The 21839-nt window shown below is 68.2% G+C and carries 22 protein-coding genes and 1 pseudogene; 14 read left to right on the top strand and 9 right to left on the bottom strand.

Annotated elements, in window-relative coordinates:
- Positions 1 to 49 precede the first annotated feature (49 nt).
- From GO606_RS09520 to GO606_RS09510, 3 genes are read left to right on the top strand one after another with little or no spacing between them, the layout of a single operon-like run.
- Positions 50 to 1099 (top strand): efflux RND transporter periplasmic adaptor subunit, encoded by a 1050-nt coding sequence (locus GO606_RS09520; protein ID WP_169118056.1) that lies wholly within the window; start codon positions 50 to 52, stop codon positions 1097 to 1099.
- A gap of 13 nt (positions 1100 to 1112) precedes the next feature.
- A complete protein-coding gene (locus tag GO606_RS09515; protein ID WP_169118055.1) occupies positions 1113 to 4370 on the top strand; it encodes an efflux RND transporter permease subunit in 3258 nt (1085 codons plus the stop codon).
- A complete protein-coding gene (locus GO606_RS09510; RefSeq protein ID WP_169118054.1) occupies positions 4367 to 4591 on the top strand; it encodes a YgaP family membrane protein in 225 nt (74 codons plus the stop codon). Before GO606_RS09515 ends, GO606_RS09510 begins: the two co-directional genes overlap by 4 nt.
- 21 nt (positions 4592 to 4612) lie before the next feature.
- Here GO606_RS09510 and GO606_RS09505 read toward each other — a convergent pair whose 3' ends face one another.
- Positions 4613 to 5113 (bottom strand): disulfide bond formation protein B, encoded by a 501-nt coding sequence (locus GO606_RS09505; protein WP_169118053.1) that lies wholly within the window; start codon positions 5111 to 5113, stop codon positions 4613 to 4615.
- Between the two features lie 292 nt (positions 5114 to 5405).
- Here GO606_RS09505 and GO606_RS09500 point away from each other — a divergent pair, with 292 nt between their 5' ends.
- Positions 5406 to 6005 carry an FMN-dependent NADH-azoreductase gene (locus GO606_RS09500; RefSeq protein ID WP_169118052.1) on the top strand — a complete coding sequence of 200 codons (600 nt, stop codon included), beginning with the start codon at positions 5406 to 5408 and terminating at the stop codon, positions 6003 to 6005.
- A 152-nt stretch (positions 6006 to 6157) separates the two neighbouring features.
- On the opposite strand, the gene GO606_RS09495 is transcribed toward GO606_RS09500, so the two are convergent.
- Positions 6158 to 7480 carry an IS110 family RNA-guided transposase gene (locus tag GO606_RS09495; protein ID WP_169118095.1) on the bottom strand — a complete coding sequence of 441 codons (1323 nt, stop codon included), beginning with the start codon at positions 7478 to 7480 and terminating at the stop codon, positions 6158 to 6160.
- A 279-nt stretch (positions 7481 to 7759) separates the two neighbouring features.
- Between GO606_RS09495 and GO606_RS09490 the strand changes: the two genes are divergently transcribed.
- Positions 7760 to 8647, top strand: a complete 888-nt coding sequence (locus GO606_RS09490; RefSeq protein WP_169118051.1) for a pirin family protein — start codon at positions 7760 to 7762, stop codon at positions 8645 to 8647.
- Positions 8648 to 8656: 9 nt separating this feature from the next.
- Here GO606_RS09490 and ybiB read toward each other — a convergent pair whose 3' ends face one another.
- Complete coding sequence (gene ybiB / locus GO606_RS09485; RefSeq protein WP_169118050.1) at positions 8657 to 9577, bottom strand: DNA-binding protein YbiB; 921 nt, start codon at positions 9575 to 9577, stop codon at positions 8657 to 8659.
- Between the two features lie 52 nt (positions 9578 to 9629).
- On the opposite strand from ybiB, the gene GO606_RS09480 reads away from it, so the two are divergent.
- Both GO606_RS09480 and GO606_RS09475 read left to right on the top strand, forming a co-directional pair.
- On the top strand, positions 9630 to 10523 hold the full coding sequence (locus GO606_RS09480) for a 2-hydroxy-3-oxopropionate reductase (RefSeq protein WP_169118049.1): 894 nt from the start codon (positions 9630 to 9632) through the stop codon (positions 10521 to 10523).
- Positions 10523 to 11395 (top strand): NAD(P)-dependent oxidoreductase, encoded by an 873-nt coding sequence (locus tag GO606_RS09475; RefSeq protein WP_169118094.1) that lies wholly within the window; start codon positions 10523 to 10525, stop codon positions 11393 to 11395. Before GO606_RS09480 ends, GO606_RS09475 begins: the two co-directional genes overlap by 1 nt.
- A gap of 146 nt (positions 11396 to 11541) precedes the next feature.
- On the opposite strand, the gene GO606_RS09470 is transcribed toward GO606_RS09475, so the two are convergent.
- Positions 11542 to 12207 carry a class II aldolase/adducin family protein gene (locus tag GO606_RS09470; protein WP_169118048.1) on the bottom strand — a complete coding sequence of 222 codons (666 nt, stop codon included), beginning with the start codon at positions 12205 to 12207 and terminating at the stop codon, positions 11542 to 11544.
- Complete coding sequence (gene mtnA, locus GO606_RS09465) at positions 12204 to 13292, bottom strand: S-methyl-5-thioribose-1-phosphate isomerase (RefSeq protein WP_211166587.1); 1089 nt, start codon at positions 13290 to 13292, stop codon at positions 12204 to 12206. Before mtnA ends, GO606_RS09470 begins: the two co-directional genes overlap by 4 nt.
- Before the next feature lie 137 nt (positions 13293 to 13429).
- Here mtnA and GO606_RS09460 point away from each other — a divergent pair, with 137 nt between their 5' ends.
- The 5 genes from GO606_RS09460 to GO606_RS09440 all read left to right on the top strand — a co-directional run bounded on the left by GO606_RS09460 (position 13430) and on the right by GO606_RS09440 (position 18731).
- Complete coding sequence (locus tag GO606_RS09460; protein ID WP_169118047.1) at positions 13430 to 14587, top strand: pyridoxal phosphate-dependent aminotransferase; 1158 nt, start codon at positions 13430 to 13432, stop codon at positions 14585 to 14587.
- 50 nt (positions 14588 to 14637) lie between these two features.
- Positions 14638 to 14883 carry a PP0621 family protein gene (locus GO606_RS09455; protein ID WP_169118046.1) on the top strand — a complete coding sequence of 82 codons (246 nt, stop codon included), beginning with the start codon at positions 14638 to 14640 and terminating at the stop codon, positions 14881 to 14883.
- A gap of 15 nt (positions 14884 to 14898) precedes the next feature.
- Entirely contained in the window at positions 14899 to 16467 is a 1569-nt protein-coding gene (locus GO606_RS09450; RefSeq protein ID WP_169118045.1) for a sensor histidine kinase, read from the top strand.
- Entirely contained in the window at positions 16464 to 17834 is a 1371-nt protein-coding gene (locus tag GO606_RS09445) for a sigma-54-dependent transcriptional regulator (RefSeq protein ID WP_169118044.1), read from the top strand. The genes GO606_RS09450 and GO606_RS09445 overlap by 4 nt, the downstream gene beginning before the upstream one ends.
- An 87-nt stretch (positions 17835 to 17921) precedes the next feature.
- Positions 17922 to 18731: a DUF3014 domain-containing protein gene (locus GO606_RS09440; protein ID WP_169118043.1), complete on the top strand. Its 810-nt coding sequence runs from the start codon at positions 17922 to 17924 to the stop codon at positions 18729 to 18731.
- A gap of 6 nt (positions 18732 to 18737) precedes the next feature.
- On the opposite strand, the gene GO606_RS09435 is transcribed toward GO606_RS09440, so the two are convergent.
- The 4 genes and pseudogenes from GO606_RS09435 to GO606_RS22105 all read right to left on the bottom strand — a co-directional run.
- Entirely contained in the window at positions 18738 to 19124 is a 387-nt protein-coding gene (locus GO606_RS09435) for a type II toxin-antitoxin system VapC family toxin (RefSeq protein ID WP_169118092.1), read from the bottom strand.
- Entirely contained in the window at positions 19121 to 19354 is a 234-nt protein-coding gene (locus tag GO606_RS09430; RefSeq protein ID WP_169118042.1) for a type II toxin-antitoxin system Phd/YefM family antitoxin, read from the bottom strand. The genes GO606_RS09435 and GO606_RS09430 overlap by 4 nt, the downstream gene beginning before the upstream one ends.
- A gap of 56 nt (positions 19355 to 19410) precedes the next feature.
- Positions 19411 to 20097, bottom strand: a complete 687-nt coding sequence (locus tag GO606_RS09425; protein WP_246979470.1) for a transposase — start codon at positions 20095 to 20097, stop codon at positions 19411 to 19413.
- 290 nt (positions 20098 to 20387) lie between these two features.
- A pseudogene (locus tag GO606_RS22105) lies at positions 20388 to 20753 on the bottom strand (pilin); the annotation flags it as partial.
- 272 nt (positions 20754 to 21025) lie between these two features.
- Here GO606_RS22105 and GO606_RS09415 point away from each other — a divergent pair.
- Positions 21026 to 21325 (top strand): nucleotidyltransferase family protein, encoded by a 300-nt coding sequence (locus GO606_RS09415; RefSeq protein ID WP_169118091.1) that lies wholly within the window; start codon positions 21026 to 21028, stop codon positions 21323 to 21325.
- Positions 21322 to 21801 (top strand): hypothetical protein, encoded by a 480-nt coding sequence (locus GO606_RS09410; protein WP_169118039.1) that lies wholly within the window; start codon positions 21322 to 21324, stop codon positions 21799 to 21801. Before GO606_RS09415 ends, GO606_RS09410 begins: the two co-directional genes overlap by 4 nt.
- The last annotated feature ends 38 nt before the right edge of the window (positions 21802 to 21839 follow it).

The following is a 21839-nucleotide window of genomic DNA, read 5'->3' as shown; positions in this document are numbered from 1 at the left end:
TGGCAGGAGAGGCGTTGACTTGTTTGAATATTAGCATAAACTGATATTCATGATCGATCAGCTGCTCATCCGCCTCCTGCTGATTCCGCTGGCGCTCGCCGCTGCCGGGATCGCGCACGCCGAATTGTCCACAGTGCGGGTCGAAGCTCGCGTCGTGGCGCGCTCCCACCCCGCCGAAGCGACGCTCGAAGCGGTTCACCAGGTTGCGCTCGCGGCGCAGGTGTCGGGTCGCATCGTCGCCTTGAACGTCGATGCCGGCGACCGCATCGCGAAGGGCGAGGTGCTGTTGCGCATCGATGCCGTCGAGGCGGCGCAGGCCGTGGCCGGCGCAGAAGCCGGCATCGCCGAGGCGCAGGCGAACCTCATCAATGCGAAAGCGGCATTGGAGCGCACCGCCCGCCTGCTCGAGCGCCGCTTCGTCAGCTCTTCCGCGCTGGACCAGGCGAAAGCGGCATACGACTCGGCCGAAGCACAGTTGCGTGCGGCACGTGCCGGGCGCGGCCAGGCGGGAGCGGTGCAGGGGTACACGACAATCGTCTCGCCCTTGACGGGGCTGGTCGCGGCGCGCCACGTCGAACCGGGCGACATGGCGCAGCCCGGGCGCGTGCTGCTGACCGTCTATGACCCGGCAGCGATGCGCGCAATCGTCGACGTGCCGCAATACCGCATCGCCGGCGTCACCGGGGAGCAGCTGACGGCGCGCATCGAACTGCCGGAGTCGGGGCGCTGGTTCGACGCCGCTCGCGTCACCGTGCTGCCCGCAGCCGACCCGCGCACGCATACCGTCCGGGTGCGTGTCGATCTGCCTCCGGCGGCAACCGGGCTGGTGCCGGGAATGTTCGCGCGCGTCCATTTCACAACCGGCGAGGACCGGCGTATCGCGGTGCCGGCCGAGGCGATCCTGCGGCGCGGCGAGATCACCGGCGTGTATGTCGCCGACGGCAAGGGCGGTTTCAGCCTGCGGCAGATTCGCGCCGGCGAGGCGCTGGCGGACGGCAGCGTCGAAGTGCTCGCCGGGCTCGTCGGCGGCGATGAGGTGGCGCTCGATCCGGTGCGGGCAAGCATTGCCGGCCGCACCGCGCGCGCCGCGAGCCGCTGACGGGGATATGACGATGAGCACCCCGCTCGGCATCTCCGGCCGCATCGCCGGCGCGTTCCAGCGCAACGCGCTGACTCCGCTGCTGGCGCTGATCCTGTTGCTGATGGGTGTGTTCGCGACGCTCGTCACGCCGAAGGAAGAAGAACCGCAGATCGACGTGACGATGGCGAACGTCCTCGTGCCGTTTCCCGGCGCGTCCACCCGCGACGTCGAGGCGCTCGTCGCGCGCCCGGCCGAGCAGGTGCTGTCGCGCATGGCGGGCGTCGAGCACGTGTATTCGGTGTCGCGCCCCGGCATGGCAGTCATTACCGTGCAGTTCGAGGTCGGCGTGCCGAACCAGGACGCGCTCGTGAAGCTCTACGACACGATCCATTCGAACCGCGACTGGCTCAGCCCGCAGCTCGGCGTCGGCGAGCCTGTCGTCAAGCCGAAAGGCATCGACGACGTGCCGATCGTCGCGCTGACCTTCTGGACCACCGATCCGGCCCGCGCCGGTTTCGAGCTGCAGCAGGTGTCCCGCGCGGTCGAGCTCGAATTGAAGCGCGTTCCGGGCACGCGCGACGTCGCGACGATCGGCGGCCCCGACCACGTCGTGCGCGTGCTGATGGACGCCGAGCGGATGAACGCGCACGCCGTCACGGCGCAGGACGTGCGCGCCGCGCTGCAGCTCGCGAACGCGTCGCAACCGGCCGGCAGCCTCGTCGCCGCGAACCGCGAAGTGCTGGTGCAGACGGGCACCTATCTCGAATCCGCCGACGACGTGCGCAATCTCGTCGTCGGCGTCGCCGGCGGCCGCCCGGTGTTCATGAGGGATGTCGCGACCGTCGAGGACGGCCCGGACCAGCCGACGCAGTACGTGTGGTTCGGCACCGGCGCCGCGACCGCGCAAGCGGGCGTTCGCGACGACGGCGTGTTTCCGGCGGTGACACTGGCTGTGTCGAAGAAGCCCGGCGCGAACGCCGCCGACGTCGCCGAGGACGTCATTGCGCGCGCCGAATCGCTGCGCAGCGAACTCATCCCGGAAGGTGTCGAATTCACCGTCACGCGCAACTACGGCCAGACGGCGAACGACAAGGCCAACACGCTGATCGGCAAGCTCGTGTTCGCGACCGCCGCGGTGGTGCTGCTGGTGTTCTTCGCGCTCGGGCTGCGCGAGGCGCTGATCGTCGGCGTCGCGGTCGCCCTGACGCTCGCGGCGACGCTGTTCGCGTCGTGGGCGTGGGGGTTCACGCTGAACCGGGTGAGCCTGTTCGCGCTGATCTTCTCGATCGGCATCCTCGTCGATGACGCGATCGTCGTCGTCGAGAACATCCACCGCTGGCACACGCTCGAGCCCGACACGCCACTGTGGCAGCTGATCCCGCGCGCTGTCGACGAGGTCGGCGGGCCGACGATCCTCGCGACGTTCACGGTGATCGCGGCGCTCCTGCCGATGGCCTTCGTCACCGGGCTGATGGGGCCGTACATGAGCCCGATCCCGATCAACGCGTCGATGGGGATGTTCATCTCGCTCACGGTCGCGTTCGTCGTCACGCCGTGGCTCGCGCAGCGGCTGCTGAAGTCGGTCGACGCGCACCATCACGCCGGCGAGGACAAGCTCACGGCGCGGCTCGACCGCTTCTTCCGCCGCGTGATGACGCCGATGCTCGATCCCGTCCAGGGCGGGCGGGCGCGCCTGCGGCTGTGGCTGGTCGTCGGCGCGCTGATCGTCGCGTCGGTCGCGCTGCCCGTGGTGCAGCTTGTCGTCATGAAGATGCTGCCGTTCGACAACAAGAGCGAGTTCCAGGTCGTGCTCGACATGCCGGTCGGCACGCCGGTCGAGGAGACGGCGCGGGTGCTGCGCGAGATCGGCGAGCACATCGGGAGCGTCGCGGAAGTCAGCGACTGGCAGGCGTATGCGGGCACCGCGAGCCCGATCAACTTCAACGGCCTGGTGCGCCAGTATTACCTTCGCAGCGCGCCGGAGATGGGCGACGTGCAGGTCAATCTCGTCGACAAGGCACACCGTTCGCGCAAGAGCCACGAGATCGCGGTGTCGGTGCGCGACGAGGTGAGCGGAATCGCCCGTGCGGCGGGGGGCAACGCGAAGGTCGTCGAGGTGCCGCCGGGCCCGCCGGTGCTGTCGCCGATCGTCGCCGAAGTGTATGGGCCCGACTACGCCGGCCAGGTCGCGGTGGCCGGCAAGGTGCGCGCGGCGTTCGAGGGGGCGGCCGACATCGTCGGCGTCGACGACACCGTGGATGAGGCGGCGCCGAAGCTCGTGCTGCGCGTCGACCAGGCGAAGGCTGCGCGCATGGGCGTCGCGCAGGCCGACATCGTCGAAGTCGTGCGCTTGGGGCTCGCCGGCGAGGACGTCACGCCGATCCACGGCGGCGACAACAAGTACGAGATTCCGGTGCGCATCCAGTTGCCGTCCGAACGGCAGTCGAGCGTCGATCCGCTCTTGGCGATGAAGGTGCGGGCGCGCGACGGCATGCTGGTATCGGTGTCCGAGCTCGTCCGGGCGCAGGAGACCGTCCGCGAGCAGGTGATTTACCGCAAGGACCTGCTGCCGGTGGTGTATGTCACGGGCGACATGGGCGGACGGCTCGATTCGCCGTTGTACGGCATGTTCGACATCCGCTCGAAAGTGAAGGACCTCGCGCTCGACGGGGCGCCGGGGCTCGGCGGCACGCTCGGCGAATGGTTCATCCGCCCGCCGGCCGACCCGTATGCGGGCTACAGCCTGAAGTGGGACGGCGAATGGCAGGTCACGTACGAGACGTTCCGCGACATGGGCGCGGCCTACGCGGTCGGCCTGATCCTGATCTACCTGCTCGTCGTCGCGCAGTTCCGCAGCTATCTCGTGCCGCTCGTCATCATGGCGCCAATCCCGCTGACGATCATCGGCGTGATGCCCGGGCACGCGCTGCTCGGCGCGCAATTCACCGCGACCTCGATGATCGGCATGATCGCGCTCGCCGGCATCATCGTGCGCAACTCGATCCTGCTCGTCGACTTCATCAACCAGCAGGTGCGCGCGGGCATGGAGCTGGGCGAAGCGGTGATCCGCGCCGCGGCGGTGCGCGCGAAGCCGATCGGGCTGACCGCGCTCGCAGCGATGATCGGCGCGCTGTTCATCCTCGACGACCCGATCTTCAACGGCCTGGCGATCAGCCTGATCTTCGGCATCTTCGTCTCCGCCGTGCTGACGCTGGTCGTCATCCCGGTGCTGTATTTCGCCGCGATGCGCACCCGCATCGCTGCCCAACCGCAAGGAGAAACATCGTGAACCTGACCGTCAACCAGTTCATCCGCATCTTCGCCGGTGCCTTCGTGCTGATCTCGCTCGCGCTCGGCGCCGAAGCCTCCCCGCTCTTCGTCAATGCGAATTTCCTGTGGTTCACCGCCTTCGTCGGGGCGAACCTGTTCCAGAGCGGCTTTACCGGTATCTGCCCGCTGGAAACGATCCTCCGCAAATTTGGCGTCAGGGACGCGGTGGCGTGCCGGTGAGCGACCGACCGGCAGGGCGCTTCAGCCGCCGCGCCTGCGCGTGATCATCATGATCGCGAACACCGCGACGAGCGTCAGGCACACCAGTGACCAGTTCGCGATCGACAGGCCGAGGAAAGCCCAGTCGACTTTCGAGCAATCGCCGGCGCCCTGGAAGATCATCGGCAGCGCATCGGCCAGCGGAAAGCTGCCGAGCATGAATTCGAGGTCCGGCCCGCATTCGGCGAACTCCGGCGGGTAGATCTGCATCCACGTCTGGCGCAGCGCGACGCCCCCGCCGGCAAGCGCCAGCAGCAGGATCACACCGGCGTAGCCGCGCGTGCCGCGGCGTCCCGGCGCATGCAGCCCGGCGACCAGCGCCGTCAGTGCGATCGCGACGAAGGCATAACGCTGCATGATGCACATCGGGCACGGTTCGAGCCCGACGACGTGCTGCAGGTACAGGCCGAAGCCGAGCAGCCCGACGCATACCGCGAAGAGACCGAGGAACAGCGCGCGGGAGGAAAAGGCGAAAGCTTGCATGGTCGGCAGACGAGGGGTTGGGCAGGGCCGGATTGTAGGCCAGGACTCCGCCTTGGTCGCCGCACCGCACGAAAAGTTCGTCGTGCGCCGCTCAGGCCTTGAAGCGCCCGACCGCGTCGCCGGCGGTCAGCAGCATCGTCAGCACCACCAGCGACGGCGCAATCAGCGCCAGCCTTATCGGGCGCAGCGCACTCGTGCAATAACAGGAACAGTGTTGTCAGGTTTCGCGGCTTTTCAGGCAACAGTTAAGCCAATAAAGTAGAACCCGCAAAACACTCACCTGGAGAACGCAATGAACATCCTGCAAGTCAATTCGAGCGCCCGCAGCGACGCTTCCAACTCCACCCGCGTCGCGAACAGCATCGTCGAGCGCCTGCGTGCGTCGAACCCCGGCGCCACCGTCGTCGTGCGCAGCCTCGCGCACGCGCCGCATCCGGTGCTCGACGAAGCGGCGCTCGGCGCGCTGTTCACGCCGGCCGACAAGCGCACGCCCGAGCAGGCGGCCCGCGTCGCGCTCGACGACGCGCTGATCGCCGAGATCCAGGCCGCCGACGCCGTCGTCATCGGCGTGCCGATGTACAACTTCGGCGTGCCGGTGCAACTGAAGAACTGGATCGACGCGATCACGCGCGTGAAGGTCACGTTCCGCTACACGGCGAACGGTCCCGAAGGTTTGCTGAAGGACAAGAAAGTGTACGTCGCTTTCGCCCGCGGCGGGCGCTACCGCGATACCCCGGCGGACACCCAGGTGCCGTACCTGAAGACGATCTTCGGTTTCCTCGGCATGACCGACGTGCATTTCATCTTTGCCGAAGGCCTCGCAATGGGCCCTGATGCCGAGCAGCAGGCTTTCGCTGACGCCGAGCGCGAAATCGCGGCGGCGCTGGGGTGACGCATCGCCGCCGCGCCGCCTGAACCGCGCTGCGGCCTCGCGCCGCACCTCCACTGATCGCCTCCGCAAAGACGGATGCCGCCCGCAGGCGATGCGGGCGGCACGAGCGAATCTCCACCCCTCTCAAGAAACAGAACTGACGGCAGCGGTTTTCATGCGGTCACCGCGGTCGGTTGAAGTTGAAACCCGAGGGCAGCGGCGCGGCGCTTGAGGGCGGCGATACTACGTTGCCGCTGCTGTTCCTCGTAACGTTGTTGCCCCTGATCGACGAATTGTTCGCCGCGCGTGAGCATGAAGTAGACCAGGCGGGCCAGTTTGTGGGCGACAGCGGTATTGGCGCGGGGTTTGTCCATGCGTGCGCACAGCCGGTGGTAGAAGGCGCCGAGGGCTGAGTTGCTGTGCGAGAGCGTCATGGCCGCCATCTTCAGCGCATGCCGCGCCCGATTGGCTGAGCGCTTGGTGCTGGACGCGAGCACCTTGCCGCCGCTGATCTTGGTGCCCGGACAAAGCCCGAGCCAGGAGCAGAAGTGCTTGACGCTGGCAAAGCGACTCAGATCGGGCCCGATCTCCGACAGGAGCTTCATGACAACGGTGACGCCCAGGCCATTGATGCGCGTCAGATCGACGCCGGCCCAGTTAGCCAAGGCTTGACGAAGGCCGAATGCTGTCGCCAGTTTGCTGCCGCTGCGCGGCGCTTGGCCGAGATCAAGCTGGGTTTGACCGCGTTCGGCCAGCAGCGTCTGCAGCTTGGCATCGCACTCGGTGAGGCGACGCGCAATGTCGTCGTACATCGCCAGCGCTTGGCCGAGCACGAACAGATGTTCCTCGCGCCAGTTGCCGGTCAGTGCCTTGACCACGTCCTCGGAGCTGGCCTTGACCCGACGATGGCGAAGCCGAGCCAGCACCTGCGGATCGCGCTCGCCGGCGACAATGGCGCGGATGATCGCCTCCCCGGTCATGCCCATGATGTCGCTGAGCACTTCGGTCAGCTGGAGGTTCATCTGCACGAGCGCCTTCTGCATGCGCTGCACCCAGCGCGCCTGCTCGGTCAGGAGGACCTCGCGTTGGCGCACGATCGCGCGCACGACGCATACCTCGCCCGCCGGACGCCAGGCGGCGCGCAGCAACCCGAGGCTCATGAGTTTCTGCAGCCACTGGCAATCCTGCACGTCGCTCTTGCGGCCGGGCACGTATTTCAACTGCCGCGCATCGACCAGCCAGACCTTCAGCCCGCGCTGTTCCAGCACCTCATGCACCGGAATCCAGTACACCCCGGTCGATTCCAGCGCCACGGTATCGACTCCACAGGCCAGCAGCCAGTCGGCCATCCCGTTCAAGTCGTCGGTCATCGCCCCGAATTCGCGCACCGAATCCTCGGCCACATGCGGCGGCACCGCCACCCAGTGACTCGATGCGCCGACATCAATCCCTGCCGCATTGGGAAAGACTTCCTCGTTTCGCTTGCGCATCGCCATGGTCTGCCTCACGATTGTTGATGAACGGCAGCGCCAGGGGAAGCGTCGAATTCGACTCGATCTCTCAAACGGGATGCGGCTCTCACCGCTCACCACTGTCACCGACGATTCCCGGACCATGCTCAGTAACGGGCTCGCACAACGGCGTCGGCTAACGCCGTGTACTCGCACCAGTGACGGGTCGGTCATCTCGGCGCTGCCGTTCACTTTGTAGCGCATCGTCGTTTCTTCGCGAACACCGGGCACGGTCACGGGCTTGGGATGCTCAGGAGAACCGCAATGCCTACCGAACTTCCTGGCGCGAGCGACGAACACGTCACGCACAGCCGCGCCGTCGAGCGCCTCGTTACCGGCCAGCCGACTTCCGACGGTGCCGGCGTGAAGCTCACGCGCGTGCTGACCCAGCCGCTGCAGCGTCGCCTCGATCCGTTCCTGATGCTCGATGCGTTTGGCAACGACAATCCGGACGATTACCTCGCCGGCTTCCCCGACCATCCGCATCGCGGTTTCGAGACCGTGACCTACATGATCGCCGGACGCATGCGCCACCGCGACAGCGCGGGCCACGAAGGGCTGCTCGAGAACGGCAGCGTGCAGTGGATGACCGCCGGCCGCGGCGTGATCCACTCCGAAATGCCGGAGCAGGAAGAGGGCGTCATGGAAGGCTTCCAGCTGTGGCTGAACCTGCCGGCGCGCGACAAGCTGTGCGAACCGTGGTACCGGGACTTCGCCGCCGCCGAACTGCCGCGGTTCACGACGGCGGACGGTGTCGAGGTTCGCGTCATCGCCGGCGCCAGCCACGGCATCGCCGGCGCGGTGAGTCGCGATGCGACCGCACCGCTGTACCTCGACGTCCACCTGCCGGCCGGGGCCCGCTTCGCGCAGACGTTGCCGCCGGCGCACAACGCGTTCCTGTACGTCTATCGCGGCGAAGTCGCGGTCGCCGGCACGGCGGTCGCCGAACAGCGCATGGCGATCTTCGCCAACGCACCGCAGGCCGACGGCGTCGTCATCGAAGCGGGCGCGGCGCCGGCGCGCATGCTGCTGATCGCCGGTCGGCCGCTGAACGAGCCGATCGCGCAGTACGGCCCGTTCGTCATGAACACCCAGGACGAGATCGACGCGGCGCTCGCCGATTACCGCGACGGGCGCTTCGCGGCGCGCTGACGGGGCCGGTCAGTCTTCCCGCGCGAGCTGCACGAGCGCGGCGACCTGGTCGAGGATCGGCTGCGGCGTCGCGACGTTGCCGGCGAGCATCGCGCGGATCAGCACCGCGTTGGCGACGACGCCGGGCGCGTCGGCGACGCCTTCGAGCGGCGGCGCGCCACCGCCTTCGGCCGGCCACGCGAGGCTGGCGACGCCTTCACGGAACGCTTCCATCGCCGGACGCCGGCGCGGATTCGCGTAGGCTTCACCTTCGGTGCCGCGCATCAGCATCGCCCGGCCGCCATCGGCGAGCAGGAATTCGTGCATCCGTTCGAGATATTCGGGGTGCGTGACCGCGACGACCCGCACGCTGCGGCCGACGCACGGGTCGATCAGCTTTGCCATCGTGTGGCCGCTGCCGCGCACGCCGAGGCGTAGCCGCAGGCTGAGCAGGCGATCGAGGCCGGGCAGCAGCTGCGGCAGCGCCAGGCACGCGATGCGGCGCTCGGCGAGCGCGCGGGCCGCGTCGTCGGCGTTCGCCGCCGGGACGATGTCGAGCGCGGCGAGGAGCTCGAACGGGCTGACACGCGACTCGAAGTCGTGCCGGCCCTGGATCAGCACCGGCACGCCTTCGCGCGCGAGCAGCAGCGCGACGAGCGGCATCAGGTTCGCCTGGCGGCGCGCGCCGTTGTAGGTCGGCAGCACGACGCAGCGCGGGCCGGGCGGCACCATGAGCTGCGGGCAGCGCGCATCCATCGCGCGCTTGAAACCGAGCAGCTCGTCAAGCGACTCGCTCTTGATCCGCAGCGCGATCAGCATCGCACCGAGCTCCAGATCCGGCACCTTGCCGTCGAGAATGTCGCCGAACAGCGCTTCGGCCAGCGGCCTGTCGAGGGAGCGCGCGCCCTTGGCGCCGCGTCCGATTTCCTTGATGATCGGGGCGTAGGTCATGGCGCGATTATCCGTCGCCATGCGCATCCCAGCCAGCCAGGAGAGCAAAAGAATGGAAGTCGGATTTATCGGACTCGGCCTGATGGGCCGTCCCATGGCGCTGAACCTGATCCGCGCCGGTCATCGCGTGCACGTCTGGAGCCGGCGCCGCGACTCGATGCAGCCGCTGCTCGACGCCGGCGCGGGCGACTGCGCGAGCGCGGCGGACGCGGCGTCGCGCGCCGAGGTCATCATCAGCATGGTCGCCGATGCGCCCGACGTCGAGCAGGTCGCGCTCGGCCCGCAGGGCGTCGCCGACGGCGCTCGGCCTGGCCTTGTGTTCGTCGACATGAGCACGATCGCGCCGGCCGCGGCGCAGTCGATCGCGACGCGCCTGCAGGAGCGCGGCATCGCGATGCTCGACGCGCCGGTGTCCGGCGGCGAGATCGGCGCGATCAACGCGACGCTGACGATCATGGTCGGCGGCGACGCCGCGGCGTTCGAGCGGGTGAAGCCGCTGTTCGAGGCGATGGGCAAGACGGTGTCGCTGATCGGCGCGAGCGGCGCCGGGCAGGTCGCGAAAGCGTGCAACCAGATTCTCACCGGCGTCGGCGTCGCGGCGGTCGCCGAAGCGCTGAACTTCGCGCACCGGAGCGGCGTTGATGCGGCGAAAGTGCGCGAAGCGCTGCTTGGCGGTTTTGCCTATTCGCGCATCCTCGAAAACCACGGCCAGCGGATGCTGGAGCGCAACTTCAAGCCCGGCTTCAAGGCGTGGATGCACCAGAAGGACATGCGCATCGTCATGGAAGAGGCGCACCGCCTCGGCGTCGCGCTGCCGTCGGCAGCGGCGACCGCGCAGATGTTCAACGCGATGGTCGGCAGCGGACTCGGCGACGACGACTCGGTCGCGATGCTGAAGCTGCTCGAACGCATGAGCGGCGGCGAAGCGGGGCAGGAGGGCGAATGATGGATGTCGGTTTCGTCGGCCTCGGCGTCATGGGCCTGCCGATGGCGCGGCATCTGCAGCGTGCCGGCCATCGCCTGCACCTGTGGGCGCGGCGGCCGCAGAGCGTCGCGCCGTTCGCGGACAGCGATGCGGTGGTGCACGACAGTCCGGCCGCGCTCGCTGCGGCGACAGAGGTCGCGTTCTCGGTCGTCACCGCGAGCGCCGATGTCGAGCAGCTCGCGCTCGGCGCAGAAGGGCTGATCCACGGCGCGCGCCCCGGCTGGGTGCATGTCGACATGAGCACGATCGCTCCGGCCAGCGCGCGCCGCATCGCGGCAGCTTTAGAGGCGCGCGGCGCGGCGATGCTCGATGCGCCGGTGTCCGGTGGCGCGCAGGGGGCGCAGGACGCGACGCTCGCGATCATGGTCGGCGGCCGCGCCAACGTGCTCGAACGGCTGCGTCCGCTGCTCGCGTGCCTCGGGCGGACGATCGTGCATGTCGGCGGCAGCGGCGCCGGCCAGGTCGCGAAAGCGTGCAACCAGATGATCATGGTCGCCGCGATCGAGGCCTGTGCCGAAGCGATGCATCTGGCGAACGCGCACGGCGTCGACCTCGCGGCGGTGCGCAGCGCGCTGCTCGGCGGCTCGGCGGCGTCGCGGGTGCTCGACGTGATGGGCGAGCGGATGGTGCGGCGCGACTTTGCCGCGGGCATCGAGTCGCGGTTGCATCACAAGGATTTCGGCATCCTCATGGACGAAGCGGCAAGGCTCGGCGCGCCGCTGCCGATCGCCTCGCAGGTGTGGCAGCAGTTGAACGCGCTGATGGCGGGCGGCGGCGGGCGGGACGACACGTCCGCGCTCCTGCGGGTACTCGAAGCGGCCTCGCGAGCGTGACGGCGACTTCGGTGCAGCGACTGTAGGGCGGATGAGCCGAAGGCGTTATCCGCCACGTCTCGCCGTGATGCGTGCCCCGGCGTCGAAGTGGCGGAAGGCGCTGCGCTTTTGGCTGCGCCGAAACTTTGTTTTCCGCCCTACGGCTGCTACGGCTGCTGCTCCGCCGGCTTGCCGTACCAGCGGAAGCGCTCGACGACTTCTTGCATCTCTTCGTTCGACAGCAGCACCGGTTCGCCGAGCTGGCGCGTGCGCCAGTATTGCTCGCACAGACTCTCGAACTCGAGCGCGAGCGCGAGCGCATTGGCGAGGTTGCGGCCGAACACGAGCATGCCGTGGTTCGCCATCAGGCACGCGCTGCGTCCTTCCATTGCAATTGAGATGTTGTCCGACAGCGCCTGCGTGCCGAACGTCGCGTACGCGGCGCAGCGCACGGTGGGGCCGCCGAAGCGCGCGATCATGTAGTGGAACGGCGGGATCTCGAGCCGCTGGCACGCCAGCGCGGTCGCGAATGGCGCGTGCGCGTGGATGATCGCGCCGGCTTCGGGCCGCAGCGCGTAGAGGTCGTGGTGCAGCCGCCATTCGCTCGACGGGGCGAGGCGGCCGGTCGGCGTGCCGTCGGCGGCAACGACGACCATGTCGTCACCGCTGCAGGATTCGGGTGCCAGCCCGCTCGGCGTGATCAGCATGCCGCCGCGCGTGCGCACGCTCGCATTGCCGGAGCTGCCGGTGTTCAGGCGCGCCGCGCTCGTCGCCAGCGCGGTCGCGAGGAGCTCGGCGCGCAGATCGGCGCCTTGCGCATCCGGCGGGCTCATGGCGCCTCCGGGAACAGGTCGCGCAGTCGTCCCGGCGCGCTCGCTCCGCGTTCGGTGATGATGCTCGTGATCAGGCGGGCCGGCGTCACGTCGAAGGCCGGGTTCGCGGCGCCGGTGGTGTCCGGCACGAGCGCGACGTTCTGCACGCTGCCGTCGGCGGCAATGCCCTGCACGCTGCGCACTTCGGCCGGGCCGCGGTCTTCGATCGGGATCGCCGCGCCGTCCGGGCACGCGAAATCGATCGTCGATAGCGGTGCGGCGATGTGGAACGGCACGCCGTGCTCGCGCGCCGCGAGCGCTTTCAGGTACGTCCCGACCTTGTTCGCCGCATCGCCGTTCGCCGCGACGCGGTCGGCGCCGGTGATCACGAGGTCGACTTCGCCGCGCGCGAGCAGGATTCCCGCGGCATTGTCCGCGATCACGCTGTGCGGCACGCCCGCCTCGCGCAGTTCCCACGCGGTCAGCAGCCCCTGGTTACGCGGACGCGTCTCGCTGACCCACACATGCACGGCGATGCCGCCTGCGTGGGCAGCGTAGACCGGCGCGAGCGCGGTGCCGGCGCCGCAGGTCGCGAGCCAGCCGGCGTTGCAGTGGGTCATGACGCGGACCGGCCCGTTGCGCCGCGCGACGACGGCTTCGAGCAGTGCGACGCCGTGGGCACCGATCGCGGCACAGGTCGCGGCGTCGCCGGCCCGGATCGTTTCGGCTTCGGCCCACGCCGCGTCGAGCCGCGCCGAAGCGGACAGCGGGCGCAGCCGCGCTTCCATGCGGCCGAGCGCCCAGTGCAGGTTGACGGCAGTCGGGCGCGTCGCGGCGAGCGTCTTCAACGCAATGTCGAGCTGCGCGTCGCTGCTGTCGGAGACCAGCGCGATCGCGACGCCGAACGCCGCGGTCGCGCCGATCAGGGGGGCGCCGCGCACTTCCATCGAATGGATCGCGGTGGCGACCGCCGCGAGCGTGGCCAGCCGGCGCTGTTCGGTGCGGAACGGCAGCCGCGTCTGGTCGAGGACCACGATCGCGTCGCCGTCGCGCGCCAGCGTCGGTACGGGTTGAGTGAAGATCGGATGGGTAGGCATGATCGGCATTTTAGCGCTTCACGGCGCCGCCGCTGCGCATGGGTTCCCGCATTGGCCCCGCATTGGCCCCTCATTGGTCCCTCATTGGCCCTTCTGGCGCCATCTGCCAGAATGCCGCGATCCCGTTCTCGCGCCCACCGCCCACCATGCCCACTTTCCCCGTCCGCATCGACTCCCGCCTGCCGCAGGTCGGCACGACGATCTTCACGGTGATGTCCCGCCTCGCGCAGGAATGCGGCGCGATCAACCTGTCGCAGGGCTTCCCCGACTTCAACGCCGAGGACGTGCTGTTCGAGCGCGTCGCGCACTGGATGCGCGCCGGATTCAACCAGTACGCGCCGATGGCGGGGGTCGGGCCGCTGCGCGAGGCGATCGCGCACAAGGTCGCGGCGCTGTACGGCACCGCGTACGACCCGGAAACCGAGATCACGGTCACTGCCGGGGCGACGCAGGCGCTCTTCACCGCAGTCGCGGCGCTCGTGCATCCGGGTGACGAAGTCATCGTGTTCGAGCCGGTGTACGATTCGTACGCGCCGGCGATCGAACTGCAGGGCGGGCGCGTCGTGCGGCTGCAGCTTGCCGCGCCCGGCTACCGGCCCGACTGGGACGCGGTCGCCGCCGCGATCACGCCGCGCACGCGGATGATCATGATCAACAGCCCGCACAACCCGACGGCGACGGTGTGGACGGCCGACGACCTGGCGGGGCTCGCGGCGGCTACGCGCGGCACCGGCATCGTCGTCGTGTCCGACGAGGTCTATGAGCACATCGTCTTCGACGGCAGGCGGCACGAGAGCTGCGCGCGCGATGCCGAACTCGCCGCGCGCAGCGTCATCGTGTCGAGCTTCGGCAAGACGTATCACATCACCGGCTGGAAAGTCGGCTATGTCGTCGCGCCGCGCGAGCTGATGGCCGAGTTCCGCAAGGTGCACCAGTTCAACGTGTTCACCGTCAACACGCCGGTGCAGCTTGCGCTCGCCGACTACATGGCGGACGCGTCGCGACACGAAGGGCTCGCGGCGTTCTACCAGGCCAAGCGCGATTTCTTCGGCGCCGGGCTCGCCGGCTCGCGCTTCGAACTGCTGCCGTCGGCCGGCACGTATTTCCAGCTCGCCCGTTATCGCGCGATCTGCGACGAGCCCGATACCGCTTTCGTCGAACGCCTGACGCGCGACAGCGGCGTCGCCGCGATCCCGGTTTCCGCGTTCTTCGCCGACGGTCGCGACGAGCGCGTGCTCCGCTTCTGTTTCGCCAAGAACGAGGCGACGCTCGCCGCGGCCTGCGAGCGGCTGTGCCGGGTGTAGCGCGGGCTGCGTGCTAAACTCGCCGCGCTTCATTCCTGATAGATCCGGCCGTGCGAAACCTGCTCATCTTCATCCTCGTCCTCGTCGTCATCTGGTGGGTGCGCCGCGCCTTGAGCAAGCCGGGCCGAGGCGATGCGCGCTCGGGCGGCGGCCGGCGGGGCGGACCGAAGGACGCGCCGGAACCGATGCTCGCGTGCGACCAGTGCGGCGTGCATGTACCGCAGAGCGAAGGCGTGCGCGACGGCGACGGGTTTTTCTGCTGCGAGGAACACCGGCGCCTCGGCGTGCGGCGCTGAGGGCGCGTGCGCCCGATGGCTGTCGCGGCATTCCCCGATCCGGACCTCGACCCGTCGCGCTGGGTTCCGCTGCGCTACCTGAACTTCTTCCGGCTCGTCATCGCCGGGCTGTTTCTCGTCGCCGGCAGCGAGCTGCAGCTCGGCCACGAAGCGCCGAAAGTCCTCGTCGCGGTCGCGTTCGCCTATATCGCCGCAGTCCTGACGCTGGGGTTCCCGGATGCCGCGCGACGCATCGGCCTGGACCGGCTGATCATGCTGCAGGTCGTCATCGACATCGCGGTGCTGGCGACGATCATGTGGGCGAGCGGCGGCTACCGCAGCGGCATCCCGGTGCTGATGATGGTGATCCTCGCCGGCGCGGGGCTGGTCGCGCAGGGGCGGGCGGTGCTGTTCTTCGCGTCGCTCGCGACCATCGTCGTGCTCGCCGAGAACAGCTGGCGATTCTTCAGCGGACGCTCCTCGGCGGACTTCCTGCAGGTCGGCTTCGTCTGCATCGGCTTCTTTGGCATCGCGATCGTCGCCCGCCTGCTCGCGCTGCGCGCGAAGGCCAACGAATCGCTTGCGACGCTGCGCGGCGTAGCGCTGGCGAAGCAGCAGGCCGTCAATGAACGCATCATCCGCGACATGCAGGACGGCGTATTGGTGCTCGGCGCCGACGGCCGGGTGCGTCAGGCCAACCCGAGCGCCGCGCTGCTGCTCGGCGTCGATTCGCTCGAAGGCCGGCTGTTGGCCGAACTCGACGAGAGCTTTTCCGATTTCCGCGTTTCCTGCGGCACCGCCGACGGCGCGCTGCGGCGGATGCGCGCGTCCGGCAAGCTGCTGCGCTGCCGCGCCGTGGGCGCCGGCGAGGGCGGCGAGGGCGGTGGCACTGACGGCGACACGCTGGTCTACCTGACCGATTTCGAAGAGATCCTGCAGCGCATGCAGCAGATGAAGCTCGCCGCGCTGGGCCGCCTGACAGCGAGCATGGCGCATGAAATCCGCAACCCGCTGTCGGCGGTGATGCAGGCGGCCGAGCTGCTGACCGAGGAAAAGCGCGCCGACGTCCAGGTCCGGCTGGTGCGCATCATCAACGACAACGCGCGGCGCATCGAACGCATGGTGCGCGACGTGCTGGCGCTCGGCCGGCGCGAGGAAGCGCTGCCCGAAGCGCTCGCTCTCGCGCCCTTCGTCGCCACGGTGATCGATGAAGCGACGCTCGGCGGCGGCGCGGAACGGGACGTTTTCCGCGTCGACATCCCGGCGCGGGCGACGCTCGGCATCGACCGCGCGCATCTGCACCAGATCCTCGACAACCTCGTCGCGAACGCGCGGCGCTATTGCTCCGGCCAACCCGGCGCGGTGCGCGTGTTCGCCGCCGACGCAGGCGGGCGCACCGTGCTCCACGTACTCGACGACGGGCCGGGCATCGACGCCGCCGACCGGCTGCGCGTCTTCGAACCCTTCTTCACGACACATCCGAAAGGCACCGGCCTCGGGCTCTATATCGCGCGCGAACTCGCCGAAGCCAACGGCGCGACGCTCGAACTGGCGGACAACGCCCCCGGCGCCCACTTCGTGCTCACTGGACGTACCCAGCCATGAACTACCCCGAACGACGCCAACGCCCGCGCATCGACGTCCTCGTCGTCGACGACGAGGAAGACATCCGCGAAGTGCTCGAACTGTCGCTGATGCGCATGGGCCTCGGGTGCGACACCGCCGGCACGATCGCCGATGCGCGCCGGCTGCTCGACGCCAAGGCGTATCGCCTGTGCCTCACCGACATGCGCCTGCCCGACGGCGACGGCATCGAGCTCGTCGCCCACATCCAGGCCCATCAGCCGGGCCTGCCGGTGGCGGTCGTCACCGCTTACGGCAGCATCGAAACCGCGATCCGCGCGCTCAAGGCCGGCGCTTTCGACTTCGTCACGAAACCCGTCGAGCTGAAGGCGCTGCGCGAACTCGTCAGCCACGCCCTCCGGCTTGCGCTGCCGGCCAGCGCCGCACCCGCTGCCGCGAGCGGCCGCAGCCTGATCGGGTGTTCCGCGGCGCTCGCGCAGTTGCGCGTGCAGGTCGAAAAGCTTGCGCGCAACCAGGCGCCGGTGTTCATCCACGGCGAATCCGGCACCGGCAAGGAAGTCACCGCGCGCCTGATCCACGAGCTCGGCCCGCGCGTCGCCGGACCGTTCGTGCCGGTCAACTGCGGCGCGATCTCGCCGGAGCTGATGGAAAGCGAGTTCTTCGGCCACCGCAAAGGCAGTTTCACCGGCGCGGTGTCGGACAAGGATGGCCTGTTCCAGGCGGCATGCGGCGGCACGCTGTTTCTCGACGAAGTCGCCGATCTGCCGCTGGCGATGCAGGTGAAGCTGCTGCGCGCGATCCAGGAACGCGCGGTGCGCCCGGTCGGCGCGCACGCCGAGGAATCCGTCGATGTGCGCATCCTGTCGGCGTCGCATCGCGACCTCGCGCAGCTCGTCGCCGCAGGCAAGTTCCGCCAGGACCTGTACTTCCGCATCAACGTCATCACGCTGCGCGTGCCGCCGCTGCGCGAACGTCCCGAGGACATCCCTGAGCTTGCCGCGCACATCCTCGCCCGGCTCGCCGAGCGCGAAGGCGGCCCCCCCCGCCGTCTGAGCGCGGATGCGGCCGCCGAACTGCGCCAGCACGCTTTCCCGGGCAACGTGCGTGAGCTCGAAAATCTTCTCGAACGCGCGTGCGCGCTGTGCGACGGCGACGAGATCGGCGTCGACGATGTCAGGCTGTACCCGACGACAGGCATCGGCCAGCCGTTGCGCTTCGACTTCGGCGACCACCCCGACGACGAGTGCGCCGGCGACGGCGATGACGAGCGCCTGCGCGTGCTGCGCATGCTCGACGACACCCGCTGGAACCGTTCCGAAGCCGCGCGCCGGCTCGGCATGACGCTGCGCCAGCTGCGTTACCGGCTGCAGAAGTGGGGGATGGAGTAACGGAAAACGGGCGTACGGAACGCGTATGGAACGGATTCGCCGGCGCCGGATCACACCCCACGTCCGCGCAACAACAGGGGGGATTCCATGAACGCATCGAAAAGCTGGGGACTTGCCGCAGTGGTCACGCTGGCCGCCGTGGCCGGGTATTTCGCCCTGCAGGGAACGGTCCCGCAGCCCGATCCGCAGGTCGCGGTCGAAGAGCCGTCCGCGCCCGGGCCGATCACCGCCGAGCCGTCGATCCAATACCCGATCGAGGCCGTTATCGACCCGGCCGCCGAAGCGCCCGACGCCGGGCCGCTGCCGGCGCTGGATGAAAGCGACGCCGCCGTCAGCGCCTCACTCGACACGCTTCTCGCTGGAGGCGCCCGGCCGGACCTGCTGCTGCTCCAGAACGTCATCCGCCGCATCGTCGTCACCGTCGACAACCTGCCCCGCGAGCGCTTCGCGCGGCGCCTGGCGCCGGTGAAATCGGTCGAGGGCAGCCTGCTCGTGAGCGGCGACGGCGACGCTCTGGTGATCAGCGCAGACAACCGGGCGCGCTACGCGGCCCATGTCGCGCTGGTCGAAGCCGTCGACATCCGCTATCTCACGGCGCTCTACGCGCGCTTCTATCCGCTTTTCCAGCAGGCGTACCAGGAACTCGGCTATCCGCAGGGGTATTTCAACGACCGCCTCGTCGCCGTCCTCGACCACCTGCTCGCGACGCCCGAACCCGCCGGGCCGCTGCGCGTCGTCCAGCCCAAAGTCCTCTACCAGTTCGCCGATCCGGAACTCGAACGGCTGTCGGCGGGGCAGAAAATCCTGGTGCGCATGGGGCCGGACAACGCGGCGCGAGTCAAGGCGCGGCTGCGGGAATTGCGGCGGCGGGTCGCGGGGGGAGTGAGCGCGCCGTGAAGTTCGTTACCAGAGCGTCGCAGTGCCGAACAAGGCGAAAGCCGGGTCGCAGGTTATCAGCTGCACGGATTCGAGTTCACTCTGTGCCGCGAGCATCCGGTCGAACGGGTCGCGATGTTCGGCCGGGTAGCTGCCCGCCTTGAGGGCGTGAAAATGACACACGGGTAAATGCTGGAATCCGTCGGCCGCAACCAGCTCGTCGAAGCGGCGGACCGCGTCGGCCGCTTCGTTCAACTTGCCGAGGCGATGTTTGGTAGCGATTTCCCATGCGCTCGCTGCGCTGACGAGGATGGCGTTCGCGTCGTCCGCGATCGCCTCGCGTGCGGCCGGTGACAGTCGCGGGTCGTCGGTGAACCACCAAAGCAGAGCGTGGGTATCGAGCAGATACCTCATCGCCCTTCCCATGCGTCCAGTTCCCTGTCGGGCAGCGGCTCGAAGAATTCGTCCCCGATGCGCCCCGCAAGGCGTCCCGGCCGGCGGCCCGAAGTCGCCGGGGCCAAGGGCATCAGCCGCGCATACGGCTTTCCCGCCTTGGCCAGAATGATCTCCTGTCCCGCATGGGCCTGTTCGAGCAATCGGGAAAAGTGCGTCTTGGCTTCATGGACGTTGACGACAACCGGCATCGGGCGCTCCGTTTAATGGTTGAGCAGCTGGACTAAGTCTAGAGCCGAAAACGGGGTCAGACCACCTTTTTCTCCGTTTGCGTATCGGCCTGCTTGCGCGGCCGGCCCGAACGTCCCGGCGTTGCGCGGCGCCCGAGCGCCTCTTCAATCTGGGCAGTGAAACGAGGCTGCCCCAGCGCGAAGTTGCCGTTCGTCGCGACGCGGATCGCGTCCAGGATTCCGGGCTCGAGCAGATGCTGGAACAGTTCTTGGTACGCTCGGACGCGCTCGGCCTCGTCGCGTCCGAGGGCGTGGTACGCCGCATGCGCCATTAATAGCGGGTCGACGGATTTCGCATCCGCATTGCCGCGATAGCTGGACCACCGGTATTCGCCAGGGTGCGCGACCATCCCGGCGCGGACGGGATTCAGCTCGATGTAGCGGTGGCACACCAGCAGGTAAGTCTCGTTCTCGACCGGGCAGGACCGGAAACGACCTTCCCATAGGGTGCCGCTGCGCCGGTAGGTGCGATTGACATACTGCACATACCGTTGCCCGAGCGCCTTCATCATCTTCCCCGCGCTGTCGGCGCGCGACGGCGTCAGCAGCAGGTGCACGTGATTCGTCATCAGGCAGTAGGCGTGCACCGCACAGCCGTGCGCTTCCGCCTGTTCGGCCAGTTGATGGAGGTAATAGCGGAAGTCGTCCTCGCAGAAGAAGCAGGCGGAGCGATTGTTGCCGCGCTGGATCAAGTGCAGCGGCACACCAGGGATAAGAATTCGGGGGCGTCGTGGCATGGTCTGGCTGAAGGTGAACCGGGACGTTCGAACATACCACCAGATCGCCTGAAAATGCTGAAAGCATTATATGGGGCTTCGAGAAAAACGGGTCTGTCCCCGGTTTCCAAGAGAGGCGGAAAACGAAGAAGACCGCCTGGGCGGTCTTCTTCAGGCAAAGTACCTGCGGCACCACCCGTAAAGCCAGCTGCCGCTCCACCAACTGCACGGCAGCGCCAGGCTAAGGAATCGTTGGGCGGCGTGAATGTTGCTGCCCCAGCAGGCAGGGCGGTGCCAATCGGCGCATTCGGAGTAAAGGTAAGGGTTCCACCTCCAGCTGCAGCAGTCATGGTCACAGTGATCACGCCAGTGGCCGGGGTAATTGCAACACTTGTCACGTTGGCGGTAGCAGTCGGGCTCGTGTAGCCGGTGTTATAGCCCGTAGCCAAAGCTTGCGGGTTACCCGACGCCAGCACGTCGGCGACATTGATTTTTGCGGCCGACGCCGCGGCCAAGCCCTCGCTCACGCGCGCCCGAACCGTGTAATCCTGATACGCTGGTAGCGCTACCGCCGCCAAGATCCCAATGATCGCCACAACGATCATCAGTTCGATCAGCGTGAAACCCTGTTGTGCCTTTTTCATGATGTTCCCCTTTGAACAGCGGAAAGCCCGCTTGGCAGGGGTAACGCAACGGCCGTGCCAGAAGTCCTGAGGCCGGAATTACAGGGGCATGCCCCCGAAAAGCCGGGCCGGAGCGTCAAGGTGTGACGAGAGGGCGTGACGGATTGTCAAAAAATGACAGAGCAGGAATCGCCGCGCCGGAAGCCGGGGCACGAACCGCAAGTTGGAAGCGCTCCGCGTCCGACCCCTGCTCCTTGCCCCGCGCGGCGCAACCGGCACCTATAATTCCCACCATGCGACTCACCGACACTCAAGCCGCTGCGATTCGGCAATTGACTGCGGAACTGGCCGGGCCGTCTGCCAGCGTTCGCCTTTTCGGCTCGCGGCTCGACGACGCAGCGCGGGGGGGCGACGTCGATCTTTTTCTCGAGGTGCCGACACCGGTCGACGAACCGGCATTGCTCGCTGCAAGGCTTGCCGCCCGCGTGTCGCGCGCGCTGGACGATCGCCGCGTCGACGTGCTGATCGGCGCGCCGAACCTCGCTCGTTTGCCGATCCATGAACTCGCGTCTAAAACGGGGCGGAGGTTATGACGGTCGATGCTGGGCGTTTGCTTCGGCTGCAGTTTCTCGTCCGCGTGGTGCGCCGCGAATGTGCCCATCTCGCGACGACCGACCGTCGTCTTTTTGATCAGCCATTCACGCCGGACCGCGCACGGCAGCTCGCGACCGACCCGGACCTTGCGGAACGGGTGGATGCTTTCGTAGGACGCTTTGCCCGGCTTCAGGACACGCTCGGCGACAAGTTGCTGCCGCAGATTCTTGCCGCCCTCGAAGAAAAGCCGGGCGCCGCGATCGATAACCTGGATCGCGCGGAGCGTTTGGGTTTTATCGAGTCTACCAACGAATGGATCAGCATTCGAAAGCTCAGGAACCAGATGGTCCACGAGTACGTAGAGGACATGCTCGTCCTGTCGGACGCATTGCAGTCCGGCCACCGGTTCGTTCCGGTGTTGATCGGCGCAGCCGATGCGATGGAGGCTGAAGCGCAGCGTCGCGGGTGGATCTGATCGCGGAAAGTCAGAGGGTGAGCGATTGCGACCTACGC

Source organism: Aromatoleum anaerobium (assembly GCF_012910705.2).
Classification (GTDB): Bacteria; Pseudomonadota; Gammaproteobacteria; order Burkholderiales; family Rhodocyclaceae; genus Aromatoleum; species Aromatoleum anaerobium.
Note: the sequence above shows the minus strand (reverse complement) of the source record. Positions and strands in the feature narration are given on the sequence as shown.

Excerpts from the sequence above, each read along its gene's own strand:
- GO606_RS09450 (WP_169118045.1), top strand. The coding sequence starts at position 14,899 with ATGGCTGTCGCGGCATTCCCCGATCCGGACCTCGACCCGTCGCGCTGG.
- GO606_RS09520 (WP_169118056.1), top strand. The coding sequence starts at position 50 with ATGATCGATCAGCTGCTCATCCGCCTCCTGCTGATTCCGCTGGCGCTC.
- GO606_RS09515 (WP_169118055.1), top strand. The coding sequence starts at position 1,113 with ATGAGCACCCCGCTCGGCATCTCCGGCCGCATCGCCGGCGCGTTCCAG.
- GO606_RS09470 (WP_169118048.1), bottom strand. The coding sequence starts at position 12,207 with ATGAGCCCGCCGGATGCGCAAGGCGCCGATCTGCGCGCCGAGCTCCTC.
- GO606_RS09495 (WP_169118095.1), bottom strand. The coding sequence starts at position 7,480 with ATGGCGATGCGCAAGCGAAACGAGGAAGTCTTTCCCAATGCGGCAGGG.
- ybiB (WP_169118050.1), bottom strand. The coding sequence starts at position 9,577 with ATGACCTACGCCCCGATCATCAAGGAAATCGGACGCGGCGCCAAGGGC.
- GO606_RS09475 (WP_169118094.1), top strand. The coding sequence starts at position 10,523 with ATGGATGTCGGTTTCGTCGGCCTCGGCGTCATGGGCCTGCCGATGGCG.
- GO606_RS09415 (WP_169118091.1), top strand. The coding sequence starts at position 21,026 with ATGCGACTCACCGACACTCAAGCCGCTGCGATTCGGCAATTGACTGCG.
- GO606_RS09430 (WP_169118042.1), bottom strand. The coding sequence starts at position 19,354 with ATGCCGGTTGTCGTCAACGTCCATGAAGCCAAGACGCACTTTTCCCGA.
- GO606_RS09480 (WP_169118049.1), top strand. The coding sequence starts at position 9,630 with ATGGAAGTCGGATTTATCGGACTCGGCCTGATGGGCCGTCCCATGGCG.
- GO606_RS09410 (WP_169118039.1), top strand. The coding sequence starts at position 21,322 with ATGACGGTCGATGCTGGGCGTTTGCTTCGGCTGCAGTTTCTCGTCCGC.
- mtnA (WP_211166587.1), bottom strand. The coding sequence starts at position 13,292 with ATGCCGATCATGCCTACCCATCCGATCTTCACTCAACCCGTACCGACG.
- GO606_RS09490 (WP_169118051.1), top strand. The coding sequence starts at position 7,760 with ATGCCTACCGAACTTCCTGGCGCGAGCGACGAACACGTCACGCACAGC.
- GO606_RS09445 (WP_169118044.1), top strand. The coding sequence starts at position 16,464 with ATGAACTACCCCGAACGACGCCAACGCCCGCGCATCGACGTCCTCGTC.
- GO606_RS09440 (WP_169118043.1), top strand. The coding sequence starts at position 17,922 with ATGAACGCATCGAAAAGCTGGGGACTTGCCGCAGTGGTCACGCTGGCC.
- GO606_RS09435 (WP_169118092.1), bottom strand. The coding sequence starts at position 19,124 with ATGAGGTATCTGCTCGATACCCACGCTCTGCTTTGGTGGTTCACCGAC.
- GO606_RS09460 (WP_169118047.1), top strand. The coding sequence starts at position 13,430 with ATGCCCACTTTCCCCGTCCGCATCGACTCCCGCCTGCCGCAGGTCGGC.
- GO606_RS09505 (WP_169118053.1), bottom strand. The coding sequence starts at position 5,113 with ATGCAAGCTTTCGCCTTTTCCTCCCGCGCGCTGTTCCTCGGTCTCTTC.
- GO606_RS09500 (WP_169118052.1), top strand. The coding sequence starts at position 5,406 with ATGAACATCCTGCAAGTCAATTCGAGCGCCCGCAGCGACGCTTCCAAC.